This is a genomic window from Shewanella sp. 0m-8 (assembly GCF_052977265.1).
In genome coordinates, this window is record NZ_JBRIMB010000063.1 from 1 (window position 1) to 19,536 (window position 19,536).

Annotated in this window: 19 protein-coding genes; 11 read left to right on the forward strand and 8 right to left on the reverse strand. The window is 45.2% G+C overall.

The features are described from left to right. Window positions 1-308: 308 nt before the first annotated feature. Window positions 309-845, reverse strand: a complete 537-nt coding sequence (locus ACVBIO_RS19840) for a TonB-dependent receptor (RefSeq protein WP_447163115.1) — start codon at window positions 843-845, stop codon at window positions 309-311. A gap of 190 nt (window positions 846-1,035) precedes the next feature. Here ACVBIO_RS19840 and ACVBIO_RS19845 point away from each other — a divergent pair, with 190 nt between their 5' ends. Continuing rightward, a complete protein-coding gene (locus tag ACVBIO_RS19845) occupies window positions 1,036-2,289 on the forward strand; it encodes a mechanosensitive ion channel family protein (protein ID WP_447159116.1) in 1,254 nt (417 codons plus the stop codon). 105 nt (window positions 2,290-2,394) lie between these two features. Here the strand turns inward: ACVBIO_RS19845 and ACVBIO_RS19850 are convergent, their stop codons facing one another. Both ACVBIO_RS19850 and ACVBIO_RS19855 read right to left on the reverse strand, forming a co-directional pair. Beyond that, window positions 2,395-3,021 carry a LysE family translocator gene (locus ACVBIO_RS19850; protein WP_447159115.1) on the reverse strand — a complete coding sequence of 209 codons (627 nt, stop codon included), beginning with the start codon at window positions 3,019-3,021 and terminating at the stop codon, window positions 2,395-2,397. 64 nt (window positions 3,022-3,085) lie between these two features. Next, window positions 3,086-3,637 carry a lysophospholipid acyltransferase family protein gene (locus ACVBIO_RS19855; RefSeq protein WP_447159114.1) on the reverse strand — a complete coding sequence of 184 codons (552 nt, stop codon included), beginning with the start codon at window positions 3,635-3,637 and terminating at the stop codon, window positions 3,086-3,088. A gap of 140 nt (window positions 3,638-3,777) precedes the next feature. On the opposite strand from ACVBIO_RS19855, the gene ACVBIO_RS19860 reads away from it, so the two are divergent. After that, window positions 3,778-4,200: a YybH family protein gene (locus ACVBIO_RS19860; protein WP_447159113.1), complete on the forward strand. Its 423-nt coding sequence runs from the start codon at window positions 3,778-3,780 to the stop codon at window positions 4,198-4,200. 290 nt (window positions 4,201-4,490) lie between these two features. Here ACVBIO_RS19860 and ACVBIO_RS19865 read toward each other — a convergent pair whose 3' ends face one another. Together ACVBIO_RS19865 and ACVBIO_RS19870 are read right to left on the reverse strand one after the other, a co-directional pair. Beyond that, window positions 4,491-5,261 carry an NRDE family protein gene (locus ACVBIO_RS19865; RefSeq protein ID WP_447173264.1) on the reverse strand — a complete coding sequence of 257 codons (771 nt, stop codon included), beginning with the start codon at window positions 5,259-5,261 and terminating at the stop codon, window positions 4,491-4,493. Window positions 5,262-5,360: 99 nt separating this feature from the next. Beyond that, window positions 5,361-6,992: a metal transporter gene (locus tag ACVBIO_RS19870; RefSeq protein ID WP_447173265.1), complete on the reverse strand. Its 1,632-nt coding sequence runs from the start codon at window positions 6,990-6,992 to the stop codon at window positions 5,361-5,363. Between the two features lie 217 nt (window positions 6,993-7,209). Between ACVBIO_RS19870 and ACVBIO_RS19875 the strand changes: the two genes are divergently transcribed. The 4 genes from ACVBIO_RS19875 (at window position 7,210) to ACVBIO_RS19890 (ending at window position 13,393) form a co-directional block, all read left to right on the forward strand. Then, window positions 7,210-7,806 (forward strand): YhgN family NAAT transporter, encoded by a 597-nt coding sequence (locus tag ACVBIO_RS19875; RefSeq protein ID WP_447159110.1) that lies wholly within the window; start codon window positions 7,210-7,212, stop codon window positions 7,804-7,806. Window positions 7,807-7,978: 172 nt separating this feature from the next. Beyond that, window positions 7,979-10,141, forward strand: coding sequence for an MGH1-like glycoside hydrolase domain-containing protein (locus ACVBIO_RS19880; protein ID WP_447173266.1), 2,163 nt, complete (start codon window positions 7,979-7,981; stop codon window positions 10,139-10,141). 143 nt (window positions 10,142-10,284) lie between these two features. Then, a complete protein-coding gene (locus ACVBIO_RS19885) occupies window positions 10,285-10,587 on the forward strand; it encodes a hypothetical protein (RefSeq protein ID WP_447159108.1) in 303 nt (100 codons plus the stop codon). Between the two features lies 1 nt (window position 10,588). Continuing rightward, window positions 10,589-13,393, forward strand: coding sequence for an immune inhibitor A domain-containing protein (locus ACVBIO_RS19890; RefSeq protein WP_447169130.1), 2,805 nt, complete (start codon window positions 10,589-10,591; stop codon window positions 13,391-13,393). A 51-nt stretch (window positions 13,394-13,444) separates the two neighbouring features. Here the strand turns inward: ACVBIO_RS19890 and ACVBIO_RS19895 are convergent, their stop codons facing one another. Then, window positions 13,445-14,008 carry a chorismate--pyruvate lyase family protein gene (locus tag ACVBIO_RS19895; RefSeq protein ID WP_447159106.1) on the reverse strand — a complete coding sequence of 188 codons (564 nt, stop codon included), beginning with the start codon at window positions 14,006-14,008 and terminating at the stop codon, window positions 13,445-13,447. A 153-nt stretch (window positions 14,009-14,161) separates the two neighbouring features. Between ACVBIO_RS19895 and ACVBIO_RS19900 the strand changes: the two genes are divergently transcribed. From ACVBIO_RS19900 to ACVBIO_RS19910, 3 genes are all read left to right on the forward strand, one after another. After that, entirely contained in the window at window positions 14,162-14,563 is a 402-nt protein-coding gene (locus tag ACVBIO_RS19900) for a flagellar basal body-associated protein FliL (protein ID WP_447159105.1), read from the forward strand. A 66-nt stretch (window positions 14,564-14,629) separates the two neighbouring features. Then, window positions 14,630-15,760 (forward strand): 23S rRNA (adenine(1618)-N(6))-methyltransferase RlmF, encoded by a 1,131-nt coding sequence (gene rlmF, locus ACVBIO_RS19905; RefSeq protein ID WP_447173267.1) that lies wholly within the window; start codon window positions 14,630-14,632, stop codon window positions 15,758-15,760. A 120-nt stretch (window positions 15,761-15,880) separates the two neighbouring features. Further along, window positions 15,881-16,252 (forward strand): nuclear transport factor 2 family protein, encoded by a 372-nt coding sequence (locus tag ACVBIO_RS19910; protein ID WP_447173268.1) that lies wholly within the window; start codon window positions 15,881-15,883, stop codon window positions 16,250-16,252. A gap of 4 nt (window positions 16,253-16,256) precedes the next feature. Here the strand turns inward: ACVBIO_RS19910 and ACVBIO_RS19915 are convergent, their stop codons facing one another. Next, window positions 16,257-17,162, reverse strand: a complete 906-nt coding sequence (locus tag ACVBIO_RS19915; RefSeq protein ID WP_447159102.1) for a substrate-binding domain-containing protein — start codon at window positions 17,160-17,162, stop codon at window positions 16,257-16,259. 47 nt (window positions 17,163-17,209) lie between these two features. After that, window positions 17,210-18,052, reverse strand: coding sequence for a formate dehydrogenase accessory sulfurtransferase FdhD (locus tag ACVBIO_RS19920; RefSeq protein ID WP_447173269.1), 843 nt, complete (start codon window positions 18,050-18,052; stop codon window positions 17,210-17,212). 285 nt (window positions 18,053-18,337) lie between these two features. Between ACVBIO_RS19920 and ACVBIO_RS19925 the strand changes: the two genes are divergently transcribed. Together ACVBIO_RS19925 and ACVBIO_RS19930 are read left to right on the forward strand one after the other, a co-directional pair. Then, complete coding sequence (locus ACVBIO_RS19925) at window positions 18,338-18,805, forward strand: DUF3305 domain-containing protein (RefSeq protein ID WP_447173270.1); 468 nt, start codon at window positions 18,338-18,340, stop codon at window positions 18,803-18,805. Further along, complete coding sequence (locus tag ACVBIO_RS19930) at window positions 18,802-19,452, forward strand: DUF3306 domain-containing protein (RefSeq protein WP_447173271.1); 651 nt, start codon at window positions 18,802-18,804, stop codon at window positions 19,450-19,452. The genes ACVBIO_RS19925 and ACVBIO_RS19930 overlap by 4 nt, the downstream gene beginning before the upstream one ends. The last annotated feature ends 84 nt before the right edge of the window (window positions 19,453-19,536 follow it).

Genomic DNA, 19,536 nt, shown 5'->3' on the forward strand with positions numbered 1-19,536 from the left:
CATGATTATACGCCTATCCTTGACTCTTTTTAGAGTACAGTTTGATAAGCAGTTACACAAAGTTAGTTACAGTCTCACATCGTCTCTAATTTATACATCATCTCTAATTTATACATAGTTTCTAATTTATACATCATCTCTAATTTATACATAGTTTCTGATTTATACATCATCTCTAATTTGTACATAGTTTCTGATTTATACATCATCTCTAATTTATACATAGTTTCTGATTTATACATCATCTCTAATTCATACATAGTTTCTAATTTATACATCATCTCTAAGTCATACATAGTCGCTAGCTCTTACATAGAGTAACCGATGCTAAAGACTGCGGACTCTGTTGCCGAGTTATAGCCAGCACCTAGTATAAGGCGTTTACCTATAACGTAACGCAGGCCGACTTCTGCTCCCCATGTGGTATTTTTATCTGTTTCCCAGACGGGCTCAGCACCGACAATATAAGGGACGATATTGGTGGTTGAAGAATACTCTGTTGTATAGGCCGCGGCACCGCCATAGAGGCTGAGATCACTGGTGAGCGAATAACTGAGGCCAAAGCGCCAGAGGGTGTCACGAGTGTAGGCTTCACCCGGCGGCTCGACGTAAACATCTTCTTTTTTACTCTGGGCATAACCTATGTAATAGCCCCAGTCGGCATAGTCACGGTCATAATGGCGAGGCGCAACGGTGATACCGTACATAGCTTCTGCGGCGGGAATATAGTCTACAGTTATAGCCATTACGGGGGCTGGTTTGAACGTGTCGTCTTGGCTGTAATCATTTGCCATAGCGTTAAGGCTAAATAAAGCGACTAAGCTGGCTACTAATAATCTAATCATGCTTATCTCTTAAACGTCTGACATAGGATGATGGATTGTTCTCAATCTTTTGTTTACAGTCAACCAACAGTGCTAAAATAGCCGAAATAATAGCGGTTTGTAACAATAGTGTTGAACTAGCTCGATACTGATGTTGGGCTTTGTTTAGATCGATGCTCCGTGTGGGGTCGATCAAAAGTGGAGAGAGATTTTGGATCAGAAATTACGCTCATCGATAGTGGAGTGGCTTACCAAGTTCGGCATTGATGCTCAGCCATCAGATGGTATGTCTAGCGCTATTATGGTGGTTGCATGCTTTATTATCGCTTTTATTGGTTATTTCTTCGTCAAGCGCGGCGTTGTAACCACCATGAATATGGTTATTCTGCGTTCGAAAGCGCATTGGGACGATATTTTCATGCGTCATCAAGTACTCGAGAAGATCGCGATACTGGTTCCCGTTCTTATCTTGAATATTTTGATGCCGCTGGCGTTGAGTGACCATAAAGTAATGAGTAGCTTAAGCGACCGGTTACTCGACGTGATGATTGTGGTGTTGCTCGTTCGCGCTATTTATAGCTCGTTAGACGCTGCCAATGAAATCGCTGATTATAATTTAGTGAGTCGTAGATTACCGATTAAGAGCTTTGTGCAGCTGGCTAAATTGTTCATGTTCTTTGTGGCTATCATCATCTCTATTTCAGTGTTAGCAAACCAATCACCTGTTTATTTCTTAAGTGGTTTAGGTGTCGCGACGGGTTTAGTCATGTTGGTATTTAGAGATACCATTTTGGGCTTTGTGGCGGGTATTCAGCTTGCTGCTAACCGTATGGTGAGCCCGGGTGACTGGATCGAAATGGACAACTTTGGAGCCAATGGCACAGTAGAGGAGGTGTCGTTAACCACTGTTAAAGTGCGCAACTTTGACCAGACCCTGACCATGTTACCCGCTTATGCTTTGGTTTCTGGGGCCTTCAGAAACTGGCGTGGCATGTCTGAATCTGGTGGGCGACGGATCAAACGTGCGATACAAATTGACATTCAATCGGTGCGCTTTTTAACTGAAGATGATATGCGTAGCTTAAGCAAGATCAATCATCTTAAAGACTATTTCTCTGCAAAGTCGGCGGAGATCATTACATATAACGCTCATGTACAAGATGCAGACATGTATGTGAATAGCCGTCATCTAACCAACTTAGGTACTTTTAGGGCTTATATCCAAGAGTACTTAACTCAGCACGATAAGCTCCGCAAAGATATGACGCTGATGGTGCGTCAACTGGCACCAACCGAGCTAGGCGTCCCTATCGAGCTTTATGTGTTTACTAACGATACAAGATGGGATTTTTACGAGGGCATTCAAGCCGATATATTTGATCACCTGTTTGCGATATTGCCTGAATTTGGTTTAAGAGTATTCCAAGGCCCGACGGGAGCGGATGTTCGCAGCTTGAAGCATTAATCTTTTCTTGATATTGCGATACATAGCAACAGCCAGGTTTACACTCATCAGTATTAATCCTGGCTGTTTATTTTGTGGCTTACACTGATTGGTATTGGTGAGAAATTAGTTTTCGCGAGTCACCAAAATTGCCGCTAATGCCACAAATACTCCACCGCTAGTTCTATCAAACCAATGCAGTTTATTACTCGACTTCAGTGTTGGCGCGAGCACATTCGCCATGCTGGCGTAGATCATGACAAAGCTAAAATCTACCACGGCCCAAGTTGCAGCAAGTATGGCCAGTTGTGGCCCTTGAGGCGCTGTAATATCGATAAATTGAGGGAACAATGCGGCAAAAAACAGCAGATCTTTGGGGTTGCTAATGCCCACCAAAAAGGCCTGTTTAAATAGCTGTTTTGGCGTGCCTTTACCTTGGGTTGTCTTAAGCTCTAAGCCTTTACCATCGCCCTTGGTGAGCAGTAATTTAATCCCAAGAAGCAGAAGATAAGCTGCGCCACACCATTTTAATATCGTAAAGCCGTATTCAGTCGCGCTTAACAGGGCGCCTAAGCCGGCAGCTGACGCCATCATTAATATCAATGCCGAAGTGACGCTGCCAAATGCAGTGGCTATGCTGCGACTCTTACCATAGTGAATGCCATGACCCATAGACAATACAGCCATGGTGCCAGGAGACACGGCAATCAACAATATGGCAAACAGGTAGAGTAACCAGGTATCAAAGCTCATAGATTTTATACAATTTTAAATGACTGGCAGCACTATAGCCGCCAGACATTATTTAGGCAAACACCTAAGGATTATAGTCGGGGATAGCCTTAGGGTGACGGCCTTGAATTGAGCGGTAAAAGTCGACGATTTCGTTCATATCTTGTCGAATGTTGCCTGTTGGTGTTTTGCCTTCGGCAATCACAACTGTCTTGCTACCGAAATCGAGTCCGACGGTTATGATCGGTACTTGAGCTTTATTGGCGATATGATAAAAACCAGTTTTCCAGCGAGATACTGGGCTACGGGTGCCCTCTGGAGCCAAAGCTAGACGGAAATTGGGATTGGCTTGAAATAACTCGGCTACGGCATCGACCATATTGTTACTTTGACGTCTGTCGACGGGGGTGCCACCAATAGCACGAAAAAACCAGCCCCACGGTGGGATAAACAGTTGATGCTTACCTAAGAAGTTGATTTGTACGCCTAGTGCGCCACGGGCGATAACCCCAATGATGAAGTCCCAGTTGCTGGTATGCGGTGCGACAATCGCAATAAATTGCTTATCTTTTGGCAGCTCGCCGGATATTTTCCAGCCGATGAGTTTTAGCAGCCCTTTCCAAAATAATTGAAACATATAACGAAAACCTTCCGGCCTTTTTTTAGAGTATTGATGTTTTCTGCCGCTTTAGCCAATCATTAGCTATGATTGGCGGCAAGACGTCAGATGGATATTTGGGTATAGTACACCTAATAAAGCCCGATCGGAGAGTGGCAATGTTTAAAAAAGGAATCAGTGTCTTATTGTTGTGTTTGGCCTTTAATGCCAACGCTGTGCCAACGGATGATATTGCGAGTATTTTGGCTGAACAACAGGCTGCATGGAATCGCGGTGACTTGGATGCTTACATGCAAGGCTATTGGAATAACGACAAAATGCGTTTTGTGTCGAATGGCAAATTTAGCTACGGCTGGGATAAAACCTTAGCGGCATACAAGAAGCATTATCCAGACAAGGCGGCTTTAGGCGCACTCACTTTTACGATTAAAGAAACCAAGATGCTAAGTAACTATGCGGCGATCGTTGTCGGACGCTGGTCACTAGAGCGAGCTAAAGATAACCCTAATGGTGTGTTTACTTTGCTGGTTGAAAAAATCGATGATCGCTGGGTGATCACTCATGACCACACATCGGATTGAGCCTGCTAGACTAAAACTGTCATTAGCTAACCTCTCGCTGAGCGAGCAAACTTTTAGACTGCAAAGCATGATATTGATAGCTTTAACAAAAGTAAGGAGTTTATATGGCGTTTATATTACCTGCTGCCTTACTGGTTATAGGCTCACTCTTTTTGATTGGGCATGCTGTGATAGATGAGCGTAAAGTAAAAGATTAATACCGGAGACGCTCATCTTACTATTGCTTGAACTCGCTCTAAGGTGAGTACAATATCAGATGAGCTCGATATTCGGCTCGCAAAAAAGCCAGCTTAACTTGCTGGCGCTATAACGAACTCATCCCTACCTAAGTTTCGCCCCTTGCCGTCATACCTCACTTCAGTGAAATGTATCTTGCCCTGTTTGTCTTTTAAAATAATGCTGGTCGAGCGCGTGCCATACTCTTCATGCTGAATGTAGATTGATGATAAGTGGCGTTCCCACTCTACACTCACGCCTGTTGCCGGTAACTCTGCATCGGGCGCTTGGGTATTGTCGGTCATTATATTGAGTAAGGCGTCGATATCGGGCGTGGTGTGATTGCTAATGTGCTGTTCTATTGCTTGAGTGCCCCGAGCCATCTTAGGCCAAATGTCATCTAGCGCACCATTACTGATGGAGTGAAATCCGCGGCTGAGAGTAGTCAGCGTTTGACTGCGACTATCGAAGCATTGCAACAGGTGTTCGTCGCCAAAGAGCAAATTGAATGGATTGTAGAAGCGACTGTAATCCTGCAACCAGCGTTGATCTATACCATCAGCCTCAAGGGCTTTTAGCACCAGTTCACCCCGGCTTTTCATGTCATTTTGGTTAAGTTCTGGCGCGCGAATATTGGTGAGGCCGGCAACCTTACCTTGCTGGTTTACTCCAAGCCAGGTGCCACCGGCTTCGAGATCTTTTCCGGCTAGCAGTTTATGTGACTGATTTAATGCGGGCCAGAAATGAGCGGGTTCGGTTGGCCGATAGTGAAACTCATCGCGATTCGCGCAGATGATTAATGGGAATTCGGGGTGGGTTTGCAGGGCTACAAATAGAATGCACATAAACAAAGCTCAAATCTAAGTCATGGATACAGGTTAATGCCCATGACTTAGAAAAGCTAGCGACTAGAGGTTTAGAACCTAAAGTCTAATGTCTAAAGCCTAGTGATGATGTTTGTGGTTATGCTTCTTTTTATGGCCATGGTTATGCGCATGACTATTGTTATGTTCTTGTGCATCAGAGTGCGCATGCTTGTCTGAATGTGCGTGCCCGTGAGCGTGATCATGGGCATGTGATTTAGGCTTAAGTAGCATTAATCGACTCAAGAACTTACGTGGCCCAAGGCGAAGCAAACTGGTTGCAAACAAGATAGCCACTATGATTAAGCAGATATTGTTTAGCGTGGCAGGCAGATGAACCAGGGCTTGCCATTTAGGGTGTAATAACTCAATTGCACCTAGCAAGGTGATCAGTAGCGCAAATAAGCTGGCCTTTTGCGTCCAATTCATCAATTTTAGCTGAGCTAAATTAAATATTGGCGCGGCGATTAATGGCAGCATAACCGCTGTGGTCGTCCAGCCACTGTAGGCTAACGATAAAGATAATACCGCAGCACCTAAATTACAGAAGCGCATAGGTAAAAATACCAATAACAGCACAATAACCTGTACTAGCGGGCTCGATAATGGCACTGCAGGGTGACCAATTAGATTGGCTAACACTAGGCTCAATAGGATCCATGGCGCACTGCGGTCAACTAAGTGTGCGAAGCCAAAGCGCCACGCTGAAGCGGGAAGGTGGTCATGGGGATCCGTCGGCTCAACATTGCAGCGTGTCAATTGCCAGCCAATAATCAGTACCGAGATTGCTTGTAATAACGCAAATGTTGGTCCTAAAAGTAAGCCGGTAATGATAATGGCTTCAGGGCCAAGTAATCGTTGTAACCAGAGACGGCTTAACTGCTGATCATGAGGCGTGAGTCCATAATGAAAGCGCAGACTCGCCACCGCGTAAGCCAGTAATAACACTGGGGCTATCGTCAGCATCCAGTCGAGCAGGTGTTCTGTTGTATGACTATGGTGATGATGCTCGTGACCGCCTGAATCTACCATTAGCAGTAGTACCAGTAAAACGATACCCAACAAGCTGCCGATACCAGCCTGATATTCGTATTTGCCTTGCTTGTCAGTGTCGGGTGAGCCGTGAGGCTGATGCAGCACCACATGCAAGATTGAGCCTGTTACAAAGGCTTGTAAGTAAACTGTATTTTCTAGGCTTAACTGCGACAGTAGTTGTTCACCAGCAAAATAGCCTACACAGGTAAGTAGCATCATGGCAGCTAATACCACCATTGCCCAGCGACTGCCGACTTGTGGTTTGAGTAACCACCAGATCGCAACGCCTACAGGTAATCTATGTAGAATAATGCCGAGTGCTAGCAAGATGGAGTTGCCCTCTTGCTGGGCTAAGATCATCGCGCCACCATCTGTGATGGTATGCAGCAATAGGCCGCCAATACCTAGAATTAAGGTGAGATTGTGGGTCACTTCTGAATAGCGGTGGAACAGACGCTCGCTGAGAGTGGGCCCCCACATGCCGATAACGACAAATACAATGGCCAGAAATCCGCCATGTTCTAATAGCTCAGGAAGAATATGGATCAGCACTAAGCCGCCCAGAGACACGAATATAAATCCGTCTAGGCCTTTTTGTAATCCATTGCCTGCCGAAAAGAATCGATAAAACAGCGGACCTAATAATAGTGCGATACAGCTAGCTAAGAGATACAGCATTGAGTTCCAAATTAAACCGGCAGCACGGAAAAAACGCCATAGTATACCAGTGTTGTGGCGAATTAGCAGAGTGCAATGTTGAATTTACATTGATACTCAGTCGCAACTAATTCAAGTTAATTGTGAATTTATGTGGTGTTGTTTGGCTGCTATTTGTTAAGTTGTCGGTTAAACACTATAGAATATTATATTTTACAGCGAATAGAATTATTTACTTATGGATACTTTCTCTGCGGCAGTCATGTTATTTCTTATTATGGACCCTTTAGGTAATTTACCTATTTTTGCGTCGATATTACGTCATATTGAACCTAAAAAGCGCCGTGGCGTGTTGATCCGTGAGTTGCTATTTGCGCTGGTGATCATGATGTTATTTCTGTTCGCCGGGGAAGCTATCCTTAACTTTCTGAATTTACGCACTGAGTCGGTGAGTATTGCAGGCGGTATTATTCTCTTCTTAATCGCGATTCGGATGATTTTCCCTCAACCCGGTGGCGTGGTTGGTCTGGCGGCAGGTGAAGAGCCTTTTATTGTCCCCATGGCTATCCCATTAATGGCTGGCCCTTCTGTGTTAGCCGCATTGATTTTACTGGCGCACACGGACAATGAGCGCATGCTCGATTGGACTATCGCACTGGTATCTGCTTGGGGCGTAAGTGCGGTGATTTTGCTGTTCTATAAAGCGTTCACTAAAGTCTTAGGTGAAAAAGGCCTAACTGCTGTCGAGCGTCTTATGGGGATGGTGCTGGTGATGATCTCGGTGCAGATGTTCCTCGACGGTGTTGCTAATTACATTAGTCACACCGGGCAGTAAGCTGATTGGCAAACGCGCATCTACCACTGGTGGGCAGTCAGTTAAGTCTCGGTATCAATGACTGACAATAATGATTTCAGTTTTTGGATCGTGAACTAAGGTTAAACGGGCTTGCAGAACAAATTTTAGCCTGTAATACTCGGGATATAATATTCAAAAATAACAATAACTCATGCTAAATTGCCTGCTACTGTGTATCGCCAGTCTTTCCTCACTCGATTCTCCCGATTATCAAAACCTGCTGCCGTATCTGGGGACGCCAAGCTCGATGGAGCAGCGCGATAATAAGGGGAATCTGGCCATAGGCTCTGTTTATGCCGACCAGGGTGCCTGGCATGGCTTTCACTTGCCCGACAATGCGGATTACTACGCGAGTTTTACTGGGCCCTTGTTTATCGCGCAAGAGTACAGTTTGCATCTGAGTGATAGTTTGCAGCGCTTGCAGCTTATTAATCTAGATAAAGACGAGTTTATTGCCTTTGAAAGTGCCAATAAGGTTGAGATTTACAGTAAGCCTGATGGTCTAGTGCAGTCTTTTACTTGGTCTGATCTGCAGGTGAATTTAAGCCTGAGTTATAGCGATAATCGCACAGCAGTGATCCATACTGAGTTAATCAACCTGTCTCATCAGCCGCAACACTGGCAGTTGGTGTGGCATGGCGCGCCCTTCACCTCACACCCTTCATTGCCTGATTACAGCTTGATAAAGCAGACGCTAGCCGGGGAAAACCATATTCGATGGCAACTTAATCCGATCATGGAAACTTGGCAAATTCAGTTAGCTGATGCCGAGTATGATCTTTGGTTTGATCGCGATATGAAGATTAATCTTAACGAGAAATCCGGTTATCGCGCCATCGCCAAGCCAATTGCCATAGAGGCGGGCCAGCAGCATACCTTCGTATCGGCGCAGCGTTATTTTCATACTCAAGCCGAGCGCACAGCACATAAGGAACCCGACTGGGCCCTGATTGATACCCAGCTTGCGAGCAATCGCGGTCAGTGGCAATCAAGACTCGATAACGTTATTCAAGGTGGTGATAAAAGTGCTCGCCAACTGGGCGTGAAAAGCATGCTGACCTTGCTGCATAACTGGCGTAGCCCAGCTGGAGCGCTTGCCCATGATGCGATTACCCCATCGATTACTTATAAATGGTTTAACGGTGTATGGGCCTGGGATACCTGGAAGCAGGCGGTTGCCTTAGCCCGATTCGATACTGAGTTGGCGAAATCGAATGTACTCGCCATGTTTGATTATCAATTTACGGCGCAAGATCCGTTAAGACCACAAGATGCAGGCAATCTGCCTGACGCCATTTTTTACAATAAAGATGCTCAGCGTGGTGGTGGTGGAGGCAACTGGAACGAGCGTAATGGTAAGCCGCCATTGGCCGCGTGGGCGGTGTGGCAGATCTACGAGCAAGATAAGGATGTGGGCTTTCTCACGACGATGTATCCCAAATTGGTGGCGTATCATGAATGGTGGTATCGCAACCGTGACAACAACGATAACGGTTTAGCCGAGTACGGCGCTAATCTGCATCCAATGCACCTCAATGAAGATGGCTCTATTAATGCGGAAGCTGTTATTGAAGCGGCTGCGTGGGAGTCGGGAATGGATAACGCGCCACGATTTGATGTGGATGGTGCATTAACTGTGTGGCAAAACCATAGTGCAGGTCAATTAGTAGGTTATTCGGTATCACAGGAGTCGGTTGATCTTAATGCTTATCTGTATGCTGAGAAACGTTTTTTGCAGCAGATGGCTGAGGCATTGGGTAATGGTGATGCCAAGAAGTGGGATGTGGAGGCGGCGAGGTTAGCCAAGCAGATCCAGATGCAGATGTATGATCCTGAATCAGGGTTTTTCTATGATATTCGTTATTTTGCAACAGGCAGCGAATTGATGATAGAGCAAGGTAAGGGCGTTGAAGGCTGGCTTCCCCTTTGGGCTGGGGCTGCAAGTGATGCCCAGGCCAAGATTATTGTTGAACGTCATCTTGGGGCTGCGCAATTTGGCACCTTGATTCCATTTCCAACAGTGAGTGCCGACAGTCCTAGCTTTGCTGCTGCAAAGTATTGGCGCGGACCAGTGTGGTTAGATCAGGCATTATTTGGCTTGCAAGGGATTGAGCGTTACGGTTATCACTCGCAAGCTCAGGCGCTTGCAACACAATTGGTGATGCAGGGAGAGGGGATTTTGGGCCAGAGTCCGATTCGGGAAAATTACAACCCACTCACAGGTGAGGGGTTGCACTGCACTAATTTTAGTTGGTCAGCTTCGGTACTATTGCTTATTTATCAATCATGGTTGACCGATGTGAATAATAATTAATCACAATGTTTTTGCTGCTAACTCAATGAAAATTAGTCGATAATCCTATTTTTAATAAATTGACCACCTAAATATATCAATCTGACTGTTAATGTATTGCTGTTGTTGTTATTGTTTTGTGATTCAGCAGTGTTGGGTGGTCTATGAAAGTCTCTGTTTTTGTCTTTATTTTTCTTAGTGTTGTTTTGGTATCGGCCTGCAATAGTCGCTCTCACGAGATACAACAGCAGTCGATTATTACCGACTCCCATAGCGATGTTCCTCGCAAGCAAGCCTTGTGCAGCTCTATGTCACCCATTCACGATACCAGTAAATTACAGGCTAACCTTAAAGAGCGTGGCTTGATTACTGAGCAGATGACTGAGGCTGAAGCGCAAGAGGCGGTAAACGAATATATCCGCAAGCGTCAAAAGGCATTCAAAGACTGTAAAAAAGGAAGTCAGTAGTATGAATAAATTGCTTAAAACTAAATTGTTCACAGTATTTTTGGGTGCATTCATTTCATTTTCTCCTATCGCTCTGGCAGCTCCGGTGACATCGGGTACGACTGCTGATGCCAACATTATCAATAAAGAGCAGGTGCTATATTGGCTGGTTAAACGCGGAGAGATTTCTGCTGACGCAACTGAAGCTGAAAAACAGCAAGCGATAGAGGCGTTTACTAAACGAGCTGGTGGGGTGAAGAAAATCCCATTGATCCAAGCACAACAGCAATTTAAACGACTTGAGCGGGCTAAACAGCGGGCGAAGTTAGCTAGCAATTCATCACCCTTGGTGAAGAGTTTTAATGATAAAACGGTCAAAGTGCTTACCGTACTTATCGATTTCCCAGATCTTCCCCATAACGACAATGGCTTAACCAGTAGTGATACTCAGATGTTCTATAACGATTATTCGGTCGAACATTATCGCTCATTATTATTTTCTGAAACGGGTTATGACGGTCCTCAAGGGCAAACCTTGATGACAGGGTATCAATACTATCAAGCCGAATCGGGTGGCAGTTTTTTCTTTACCGGTGATGTAAAGGGCTGGTATCGAGCGGATAATAATGCGGCTGTTTATGGCGGTAACGATCCCAATGATAATGATAACGACATCGCGGTGTCTGATTTAGTCAAAGAAGCTGTTACTGCTGCGGTTGCTGGTATGAGTGATGCTGAATTAGCTCGCTATGATATCGAAGATCCTTTTGACTTAAACAATAACGGTGTAACAAATGAAGCCGATGGCATTATCGACCATGTGATGATTTTCCACTCGAGCATTGGTGAAGAAGCGGGTGGAGGGATGTTGGGCGCCGATGCTATCTGGTCCCATCGCTCGTTTGTCGATGGGGGCAGTTATATGCTACCTGGAACAGCCATTAAGCTTTCGGGCTATACCATTCAGCCCATTGATGCGGCACTGGGTGTATGTGTGCATGAATTTGGCCATGACCTAGGCTTGCCTGACGAGTATGACACGACGCAGCTCGGTAAAGGGGCTCCGGTAGGGTTTTGGTCGCTCATGGCGGGAGGGAGTTGGGCCGGTTCGCTTGCTGGCTCAATGCCATCAGGCTTTAGCCCTTATGCGCGTTCTTACCTACAGAGTATCTATGGCGGTAATTGGGTTACTGAGCAAATTGTGCCCCTCGATTCTATTGCCGATACTGGGTTAGATATTAATCTTGTAGAGGCGGTCAACCATGAGCAGGTCAACCAAATCTCAATTCCAATCCCTGCTGTGGATGTTGAGTTTAAACAGCCATATAGCGGCTCGTATCAGTACTATTCAGATCAAGGCGATATGATTAATCATGCCATGTCATTCGATGTTGAATTACCCGCTGCCACGCCACTTGTATTATCGATGCAAGCACATTGGAGCATTGAGCAAGATTATGATTACGCGCAGCTGCTGGTCGATGGTGTACCTATAGCTGGTCAGTACACTAAGGCGAGTAACTCGAAGAATAATGAACGCAATATTATTACCGGTAAATCCAGCGATTTAGCTGGCGCCGAAGGCGCAGATGCTTGGGTTAACCTGCTGTTTGATTTGAGTCCTTATGCTGGCCGAGATGTACGTCTCTCGGTGCGATATGTGACGGATCAGGCCGTGGGTGACTATGGCATAGTGATCGATGATATCGACATCATGCTCGATAACACCGATACGATATTTTTTAATGGTGGTGAGTTAGAGGCTGATATTGCCTATGCAGGGTTTGCCAGAGTAAGTAATAAGCGTCCAGGTAAAGACAGGCGTTACATTGTTCAGCTAAGAAGCCAGCAAGGTATTGATAAAGGTCTTAAATCTAAATCTTATGATCCTGGGGTTGTATTATGGTTTGAAAACCAAGAGTACATTAACAATGAAGTGAGCAACCACCCCGGCTATAGCTTGATTAGTGTGGTCGATGCTGATCAAAACTTAATTGGCAGCAATGATTCGAGTGTTCAAGTCAGAGATGCAGCTTTTAGCTTATTTAACCAGTCGAGCTACCTTAACGATGAACACCTTGGGGCGGCTAAGTTATTCGATGATGCCAATGATTACAGTGCGCCACTGCAAAAGGAGTCTGGCACTGTGTTACCGGAATTGGGCTTAACCATGGAGGTGATGACTCAATCAGGCAATAGCAGTAATGCGATGGTGCAGTTTAGGTATACCAGCCAAACGCCAGCAGACTCACAAGAGCTCAACAGCAGTATTAGTTATAGCTTACAAGGTCGAGAAGCAAGCTTCTCCGCCAATGCGAGTGGTGGTGATGGCAATTATACTTACGCATGGGATTTTGGTACCACTGATGGCACCAGTAGTCAGGCTTCACCCAGCTACACCTACGCAACTGATGGTAATTACCTCATCACGGTAACCGTAACAGATGGTAATGGCATAAGTTTTACCAATAACACCAACCTTGTTGTGGGGTCAGCGATAGAGGTGGGCTTCACTCAAACCACATCTAACTTATTAGTGAGCTTCATCAATCAGTCGACAGGCGGTAATGGTGACTTGAGTTACCTTTGGGACTTTGGCGATGGCAATACCAGCGCTGCTCAATCTCCTAGTTACACTTATGGCGTAGCAGGTAGCTATACCGTTAAGTTAACGGTGACAGACAGTATGGGGCAAACAGCGCAAAAGAGTGAACTCATTACGGTGGCAGCTGCAGTTATTGAGCCTGCGGGCTCTTCTGGAGGTGGAAGTTTAGGTTGGTTGTCGCTGGTAATGCTTGCTCTACTGGGTGTGTATCGTCGCCAATAACAGCATGACTCGCTGGCATAAAACAGATCGTTTTCTATGCCAGCGATAGCGCTAAAGTTTAGCGATGGCTGCTTGAGCGGCGGGTAAGAAAACCTCGCTCACCACCAATTGTTCGGTTTCATGTTGAAAGTAGCGACGGCGCCCCCACAACTCTTCACTGACATCTTGTTGCAGTGATTTTGCCAGTTTAGCTATTTTGCTGCAGGCTTCAAAATGCGCCACTTCAATTCTGCCTGGAGTAAACTCATCGGTTGAATAGAGTAATTCGCCCAATGGTCTGCCGCCTAAGCCTAGAAAATCTTGTTGTTTTTTCTCTAGTAATCGCCCAGGGATTAGGGTTCTCGCAAAAATCCACGGGATCCCATCTAAAACGAGTAACACCTCTCTAATCCACATGCTTTCGTTGCCAAAGGCCTCTTCTACAGGGGGAATTAGGGTGTCCTCTCCAAGAACTCGGACTTCAAAGTGAGTGCATTGCTTTTTTAGTTTTTGCGTTAAGCTACAAGTGCTTAATAGCCAGTCCTTAAAAGGTGGCGTAGGTAAATTGGCGATTTGTTCTGGTGAAAACCATTGGATTGATTCACCATAAGGGAAGCTTAGCCTAGTCACAGTCATCAAATTCTCGGTACAATACAGCAAACCGAAGCAGTCTAGCATGCCCATGCCGTTGCAGGTAGAGGTTGTCGACTCAGAGTGATTAGCTCGGCATGTAACAACATGGAATGAGACTCGGTCTCATCGAATATCGACTAGGGAGTAAGTTTGAAGATGAACAAAATAATAGCCGTACTACTCGTGGCGCTCTGCAGCAGCTTTAGTGCTGTGGCAGCCGACAATAAGCCGCTAGAAGAGTACGCTTACTATGGCTTCGAACCTGAGATAGTGACTAACTATATTTCCAATAGAAAGAAGTTGGGCTATGTCAGACTAAGTGTCGAATTAATGGTTAAAAAACCAGAACAACTGGTTAGTTTAGAGAGGCATGATCCTCTGTTAAGAGCTGCGATTGTTGAGATCTTAGGCAACCAGACTGAAGACAAGGTGAAGTCTTTAACGGGTAAGGAAGAGATCCGTCGTCAATGCTACGAGAAAGTGAATCAACTTCTGGAACAAGAAACGGGTAGTCCTCTGGTAGTAAACTTACTGTTTACTAAATACCTTTATGATTAATAAGATTAATTTTCAATGCAAACATTTGTAGTGTTTGCTCTTTTACAGGTGCTGGCGCGTTAAAACATGAGTCATAAAACTAAATCTTCAACTCAAGAGCGCAAGGCGAGTAAGCCTTCAGCACCCAAGCGAAAAGTAGCCTCTACATCGCCACATTCAAAGCCTGCGACTAAGGGGCAGAAAACTGCGATTGTTAAGGGGCAAACGACTAAGTCGCTGCATCCGCGAAACGTGCACAACCAGGGCTATGACTTTCCAGCTTTGATCGCAGCCTTTGCAGCGTTAAAACCGTTTGTTAAGCCTAATCCCTACGGTAATCTATCGATAGACTTTGCCGATCCACAAGCGGTTAAAATGCTCAATTCCGCGCTGTTGAAATTGCATTATGGCGTTGATAACTGGGATATACCAACTGGCTTTTTATGCCCGCCGATCCCTGGTCGTGCCGATTACATTCACTATGTGGCAGATCTACTCGCGGTTAAGAAATCCAGTAAGAAACGAGTACCTAAAGGGCCGAGAGTTAAGGTGTTAGATATCGGTACCGGTGCCAACGTTATCTATCCATTATTGGGGATCCAGTCTTATGGATGGAACTTTGTGGGCAGTGATGTGGATCCGCTTTCGATAACGAATGCACAAACAATATTTGCTCATAATCCAGAGATCAGTGATCACTTTGGTGCACGCCTACAAACAAATCCAAAACAGGTTTTTTGTGGTGTGATCCAAGCCGATGACCGTTTCGATCTGACCTTATGTAACCCACCGTTTCATGCCTCTTTGGCCAAGGCGAATGAAGGTACAGCTCGTAAAATTAAAAACTTAGCGGCAAATAGAGCTAAATCAGTAAAACTTGCTGCGGATAAACCTAAAGCGATCGCGGATAGGTCGAACACAGTACTGAACTTTGGCGGGCAAAAAGCTGAGTTATGGTGTGAGGGCGGTGAGCAGCAGTTTTTACAAGTGATGATTAGCGAGAGTCGAGATTTTGCCAATCAATGCTTATGGTTTACCACCTTGGTGTCTAAAAAAGAAAACTTGAAACCGGCGATGGCCTTACTTGAAAAAGTACAAGCCGATGAGGTGAAAGAGATCGAGATGCATCAGGGAAATAAAATTACTCGAGTGTTAGCTTGGACTTTCCTTAAACCTGAACAAAGAGAGTTGTGGCAACAGTTTCGTGATGCGCAGTAGTAACCTTTCAGAAGGTGGTCAGGTTTAATCGCTAAATAAGCACCTGAGATACTTCAAAAATATCAAAAGCTATCCTAGACTGATAAAGGGATAAATCTACTGGCGCTACGGGATTCTATTGTGAACTTCAAACTGGAAAACCTACTTGTTGAGCTAGAACTCTATCTGCAAAAGCCTGAAGTGAGAGCTTCTCGTGCTGAGCTGGAGCGTTTGCTGAGTGATGATTTTCTAGAGTTTGCAGCCAGCGGCTATAGCTTTGGCAAAGCGGAAGTGCTTGCTAGATTGCCCGATGAACGTATGCCATTGATTGAAACTAGCCAATTTGGAGTGAGAGAGTTGGCGCCTGATGTTTGTCAGGTAACCTATCGAGCTACATTAAAAAAAGCTGATGAGAATGTCATCAGCTTTTCAATTCGCAGTTCTATCTGGCGAAAAAATCGAGATTTATGGCAAATGGTATTTCATCAAGGTACCCAATGTAAGCCGTTCTAGTTTATTACTGGCCATTCCAGAGTAACTTACCGCAATCTGTTAAGTCATATCCCCCAAGCGTAGCTGCGAGTTGTTGGGTTTGTGGCTCAGCTAATAAGTTGAAAAGTCTTTGCAGCTGGCGTCTAAAGTAGATCCCCTGCGGCATGACAAAATCAAAAGACTCTGTGACGAGTGGCACAAAGCTCAAGCCACTTTCAAGTGCCACCGACTGACAGCCAAAACCGATATCGGCATTGTTACGAGCAATATAACCCGCTAACTCTCGTTCACTCTGTGCCACAATACTTGAATTTAGCTCTTCAAATGAAGCACCTTGCTTCATCAGCCACTGTTCAAGGTGTTGTTGACTACCGGCTCCCGCTTGGCGAGCGACCCAACGCCAAGACTGTTGGGACACTTTGTCCAACTCCTGACAGCGGTGATGCATGTCTGGACGCATCATTAAGCCCTGTTTACGGGTATAGCCGTGCACCATGACCCATTGCTGGTGGTTAGCGTAACCCTGTAACAAAGCAGGGTGGCGAACACTACGCTCTTCAACACTGCCCCAGTGCAGAGTACACACATCGGCATAACCTCGTGAAAGCAAGTCTAAACCTAAGCGTGAACCAGTAGAGCTGTAACTGATGAGCTCGGTTTTACCCACCTGTGACATCATTCTAGCGACCAACATTGACAAGAGTGGGTCATCGCTACCTGTGATGTGCATACGATCAGATAGCATGCCGCTGTGGCATGAATCCATCACCCATCTATCGATTAAGATCTTTGGAAATAGCCATTTACCCGTTATTTTAGTCGCGGGAAGAATGCGGTCGTTGGCCATTGAGTAGACTTTCTTCTCATTGAGATCTAGGTACTCAGATACCTGTTTGGCACTCATATAGATCAGGTCAGTCGGCTCGGTCATGATTAATCCTTGTTGCGCATTTAATACTAGTTATTAGGTCTATTCGGTTAGGCAATTGCATCAAATTCAATATTCTCAGCACCGTTATAAATTAAGAAGTGGCGACCTTTAGCGCGAGCAATCATGGTAATTCCAAGCTGTTGTGCGAGTTCTAATCCCATCTGTGTTGCGCCGCTGCGGGATAACACCACTGGGATCCCCATTTTGGCGACTTTAATCACCATCTCAGAGGTTAAACGTCCAGTGGTGTAAAACAGTTTGTTGTTACCCGAATCTTGGTTTAACCACATCTCACCGGCTAAGGTATCAACAGCGTTGTGACGACCGACATCTTCAACAAAGCCAACAATTTGGTCTTCTTGGCATAAGCCACAACCATGCACTGCACCGGCATTTTTGTAGGTTTCATTGTAGGCACTGATATTTTTAAGCAAGCTATAGATCATGCTCTGTTTTAACTGAGGCGTGGGTAACTTAATGTCATCAAGTCCAGTCATAAAGTCGCCGTAAACCGTACCTTGTCCACAGCCTGTTGTGACGGTTTTTTCAGACAGTTTTTCATCTAGATTTTCAATTTTCTCACTGGTAATGATGGCGGCTGAATTCACATCCCAGTCAACGATGACAGATTCTAGCTTATTGATATCTGAGATGAATCCCTGGTTTTTAAGATAGCCTAATGACAATGCTTCAGTTCGGGCGCCAAGTGTCATTAACGTCACAATAGGCTGCCAATTTAGATAAACAGTGAGAGGGCGTTCGCAAGCAATGAACTTATCTACTTTTTCACCATTTTCATTAATGGCGGTTACAGCAATCGTAAGAGGGACTTCAGTATTGGTTTTAATTAACTTTGGATTGCTTTTGTATGCTGTCATGTGACCCATCATCTGTTAAAGGGAATAATTGCGCCTAGTTCTAAGCAATATCTGTACCTAATTTTATAGGGGGGAATAAATTAGCAGTAGATCACAGTTCTAGTGTTAGGGTCGCCCTTTTATGTCCTATCGGTAATTGCTATTTAGACAAAATGTCCTAGTCTTTGCTTGGAATAGTTGATCTAGTTCAAACTATTTAATTGATATCGTATGGCACATATATTGCTTTAGCTTAGGGGAGTATTTATATAGTTGGACTGCTATATCGGCAGCCACCTCAGGCAAGACGGAGACTGAATGCAACATACCGAAAGCCAATGGCCAATGTACGTTTCTCTTAAGAAGACCGAGAAGCAAGTCGGAAGATGGACCTCAGTACAGTGGGAGGTCGATCAGATACTTCCTGCCACCCACGCCGCACCTGAAGGTGCCTACCTAATTCTACTTGAGCTACACAAAGATGAGCGCGGCAGCTACCGTATCAATATCGATATGGATAACGCGATGCTGTATATCGTCTGTGATGAAACGCTCGAAGGTGAGTGGATCCCAGTTGCCTTATCTGCTGACCAAAATGTCGCAGCCGGTTGTTTAGAAGCTGATACCCCAGTATTAAACATCCCTATGCCCAAGGCTATTGCCTGCTGGATTGAAGCGTTCATTACTCGTCATGGTGAAGTCGAAATTAGCGCACATCGCCGTAAACATGTGGATCGCCGTAAGAACCAAGGGCCAAGTACTAACCACATAGCGGACAGAACATGAGTGGATTTTTATCCCGCTGGAATTTACGTAAGCAACAAGTAGAGGCTGAGGGTGAAGCGGAAGTCGCTGCCGCAGAAGCCGCGGCACAGCAACAAGCCGAAGAGCAGGCGCTAGCAGCCCAACAGCAAGCTGAAGCAGAGCAAGTAACAGCATCAGATTCAACCCCAGCCTCTGACGACACACAAGCTGAAGCGCAAGCCGATAAGATTTTGCGTGCAGAGGACTTGCCTGATCCTGAAAAAATTGAAGTCGGTGGTAGTTTTGCCAGCTTTATGGGCGCTAATGTAGACCCGGCTGCAAAAGCTGCAGCACTAAAGGCACTATGGAAGCAGCCACACTACAGCGAAATTGATGGCTTGCTTGAATATGCGCTTGATTACAGTAATCAGCCTAAGCTAACAGCTGATGTCTCTGCTGAGCTATTTAAGAAAGTATTCCGCCATAACTTCAAAGATGAAGATGATGAGAATGGAGCCAAAGACGGCGTTGAGGCAGCATCAGATGAGATGATTGCAGCTGAAAATACCGATCAGAATGAACACCTTAATGATACAAAAGCTGTATCGGACATTTTGGACGACAATAAAGACGACTTGTCCAAAAATGAACCAAAAAGCAGTGATGTTACGACCGATAAAGTTGTTTAACGTCACTATAGAGTGTTTTTATTTCCACAAATTTGGTATGTGAATTGCTGTATTTAGAGAGTAATAAAAGCTGGTGCTAATGAA

What these genes read in the sequence shown, in the direction of transcription:
- ACVBIO_RS19840 (WP_447163115.1), bottom strand. Translation starts at nt 845, where the DNA reads ATGATTAGATTATTAGTAGCCAGCTTAGTCGCTTTATTTAGCCTTAAC.
- ACVBIO_RS19850 (WP_447159115.1), bottom strand. Translation starts at nt 3,021, where the DNA reads ATGAGCTTTGATACCTGGTTACTCTACCTGTTTGCCATATTGTTGATT.
- ACVBIO_RS19855 (WP_447159114.1), bottom strand. Translation starts at nt 3,637, where the DNA reads ATGTTTCAATTATTTTGGAAAGGGCTGCTAAAACTCATCGGCTGGAAA.
- ACVBIO_RS19860 (WP_447159113.1), top strand. Translation starts at nt 3,778, where the DNA reads ATGTTTAAAAAAGGAATCAGTGTCTTATTGTTGTGTTTGGCCTTTAAT.
- ACVBIO_RS19865 (WP_447173264.1), bottom strand. Translation starts at nt 5,261, where the DNA reads ATGTGCATTCTATTTGTAGCCCTGCAAACCCACCCCGAATTCCCATTA.
- ACVBIO_RS19870 (WP_447173265.1), bottom strand. Translation starts at nt 6,992, where the DNA reads ATGCTGTATCTCTTAGCTAGCTGTATCGCACTATTATTAGGTCCGCTG.
- ACVBIO_RS19875 (WP_447159110.1), top strand. Translation starts at nt 7,210, where the DNA reads ATGGATACTTTCTCTGCGGCAGTCATGTTATTTCTTATTATGGACCCT.
- ACVBIO_RS19880 (WP_447173266.1), top strand. Translation starts at nt 7,979, where the DNA reads ATGCTAAATTGCCTGCTACTGTGTATCGCCAGTCTTTCCTCACTCGAT.
- ACVBIO_RS19885 (WP_447159108.1), top strand. Translation starts at nt 10,285, where the DNA reads ATGAAAGTCTCTGTTTTTGTCTTTATTTTTCTTAGTGTTGTTTTGGTA.
- ACVBIO_RS19890 (WP_447169130.1), top strand. Translation starts at nt 10,589, where the DNA reads ATGAATAAATTGCTTAAAACTAAATTGTTCACAGTATTTTTGGGTGCA.
- ACVBIO_RS19895 (WP_447159106.1), bottom strand. Translation starts at nt 14,008, where the DNA reads ATGACTGTGACTAGGCTAAGCTTCCCTTATGGTGAATCAATCCAATGG.
- ACVBIO_RS19900 (WP_447159105.1), top strand. Translation starts at nt 14,162, where the DNA reads ATGAACAAAATAATAGCCGTACTACTCGTGGCGCTCTGCAGCAGCTTT.
- rlmF (WP_447173267.1), top strand. Translation starts at nt 14,630, where the DNA reads ATGAGTCATAAAACTAAATCTTCAACTCAAGAGCGCAAGGCGAGTAAG.
- ACVBIO_RS19915 (WP_447159102.1), bottom strand. Translation starts at nt 17,162, where the DNA reads ATGACCGAGCCGACTGACCTGATCTATATGAGTGCCAAACAGGTATCT.
- ACVBIO_RS19920 (WP_447173269.1), bottom strand. Translation starts at nt 18,052, where the DNA reads ATGATGGGTCACATGACAGCATACAAAAGCAATCCAAAGTTAATTAAA.
- ACVBIO_RS19925 (WP_447173270.1), top strand. Translation starts at nt 18,338, where the DNA reads ATGCAACATACCGAAAGCCAATGGCCAATGTACGTTTCTCTTAAGAAG.
- ACVBIO_RS19930 (WP_447173271.1), top strand. Translation starts at nt 18,802, where the DNA reads ATGAGTGGATTTTTATCCCGCTGGAATTTACGTAAGCAACAAGTAGAG.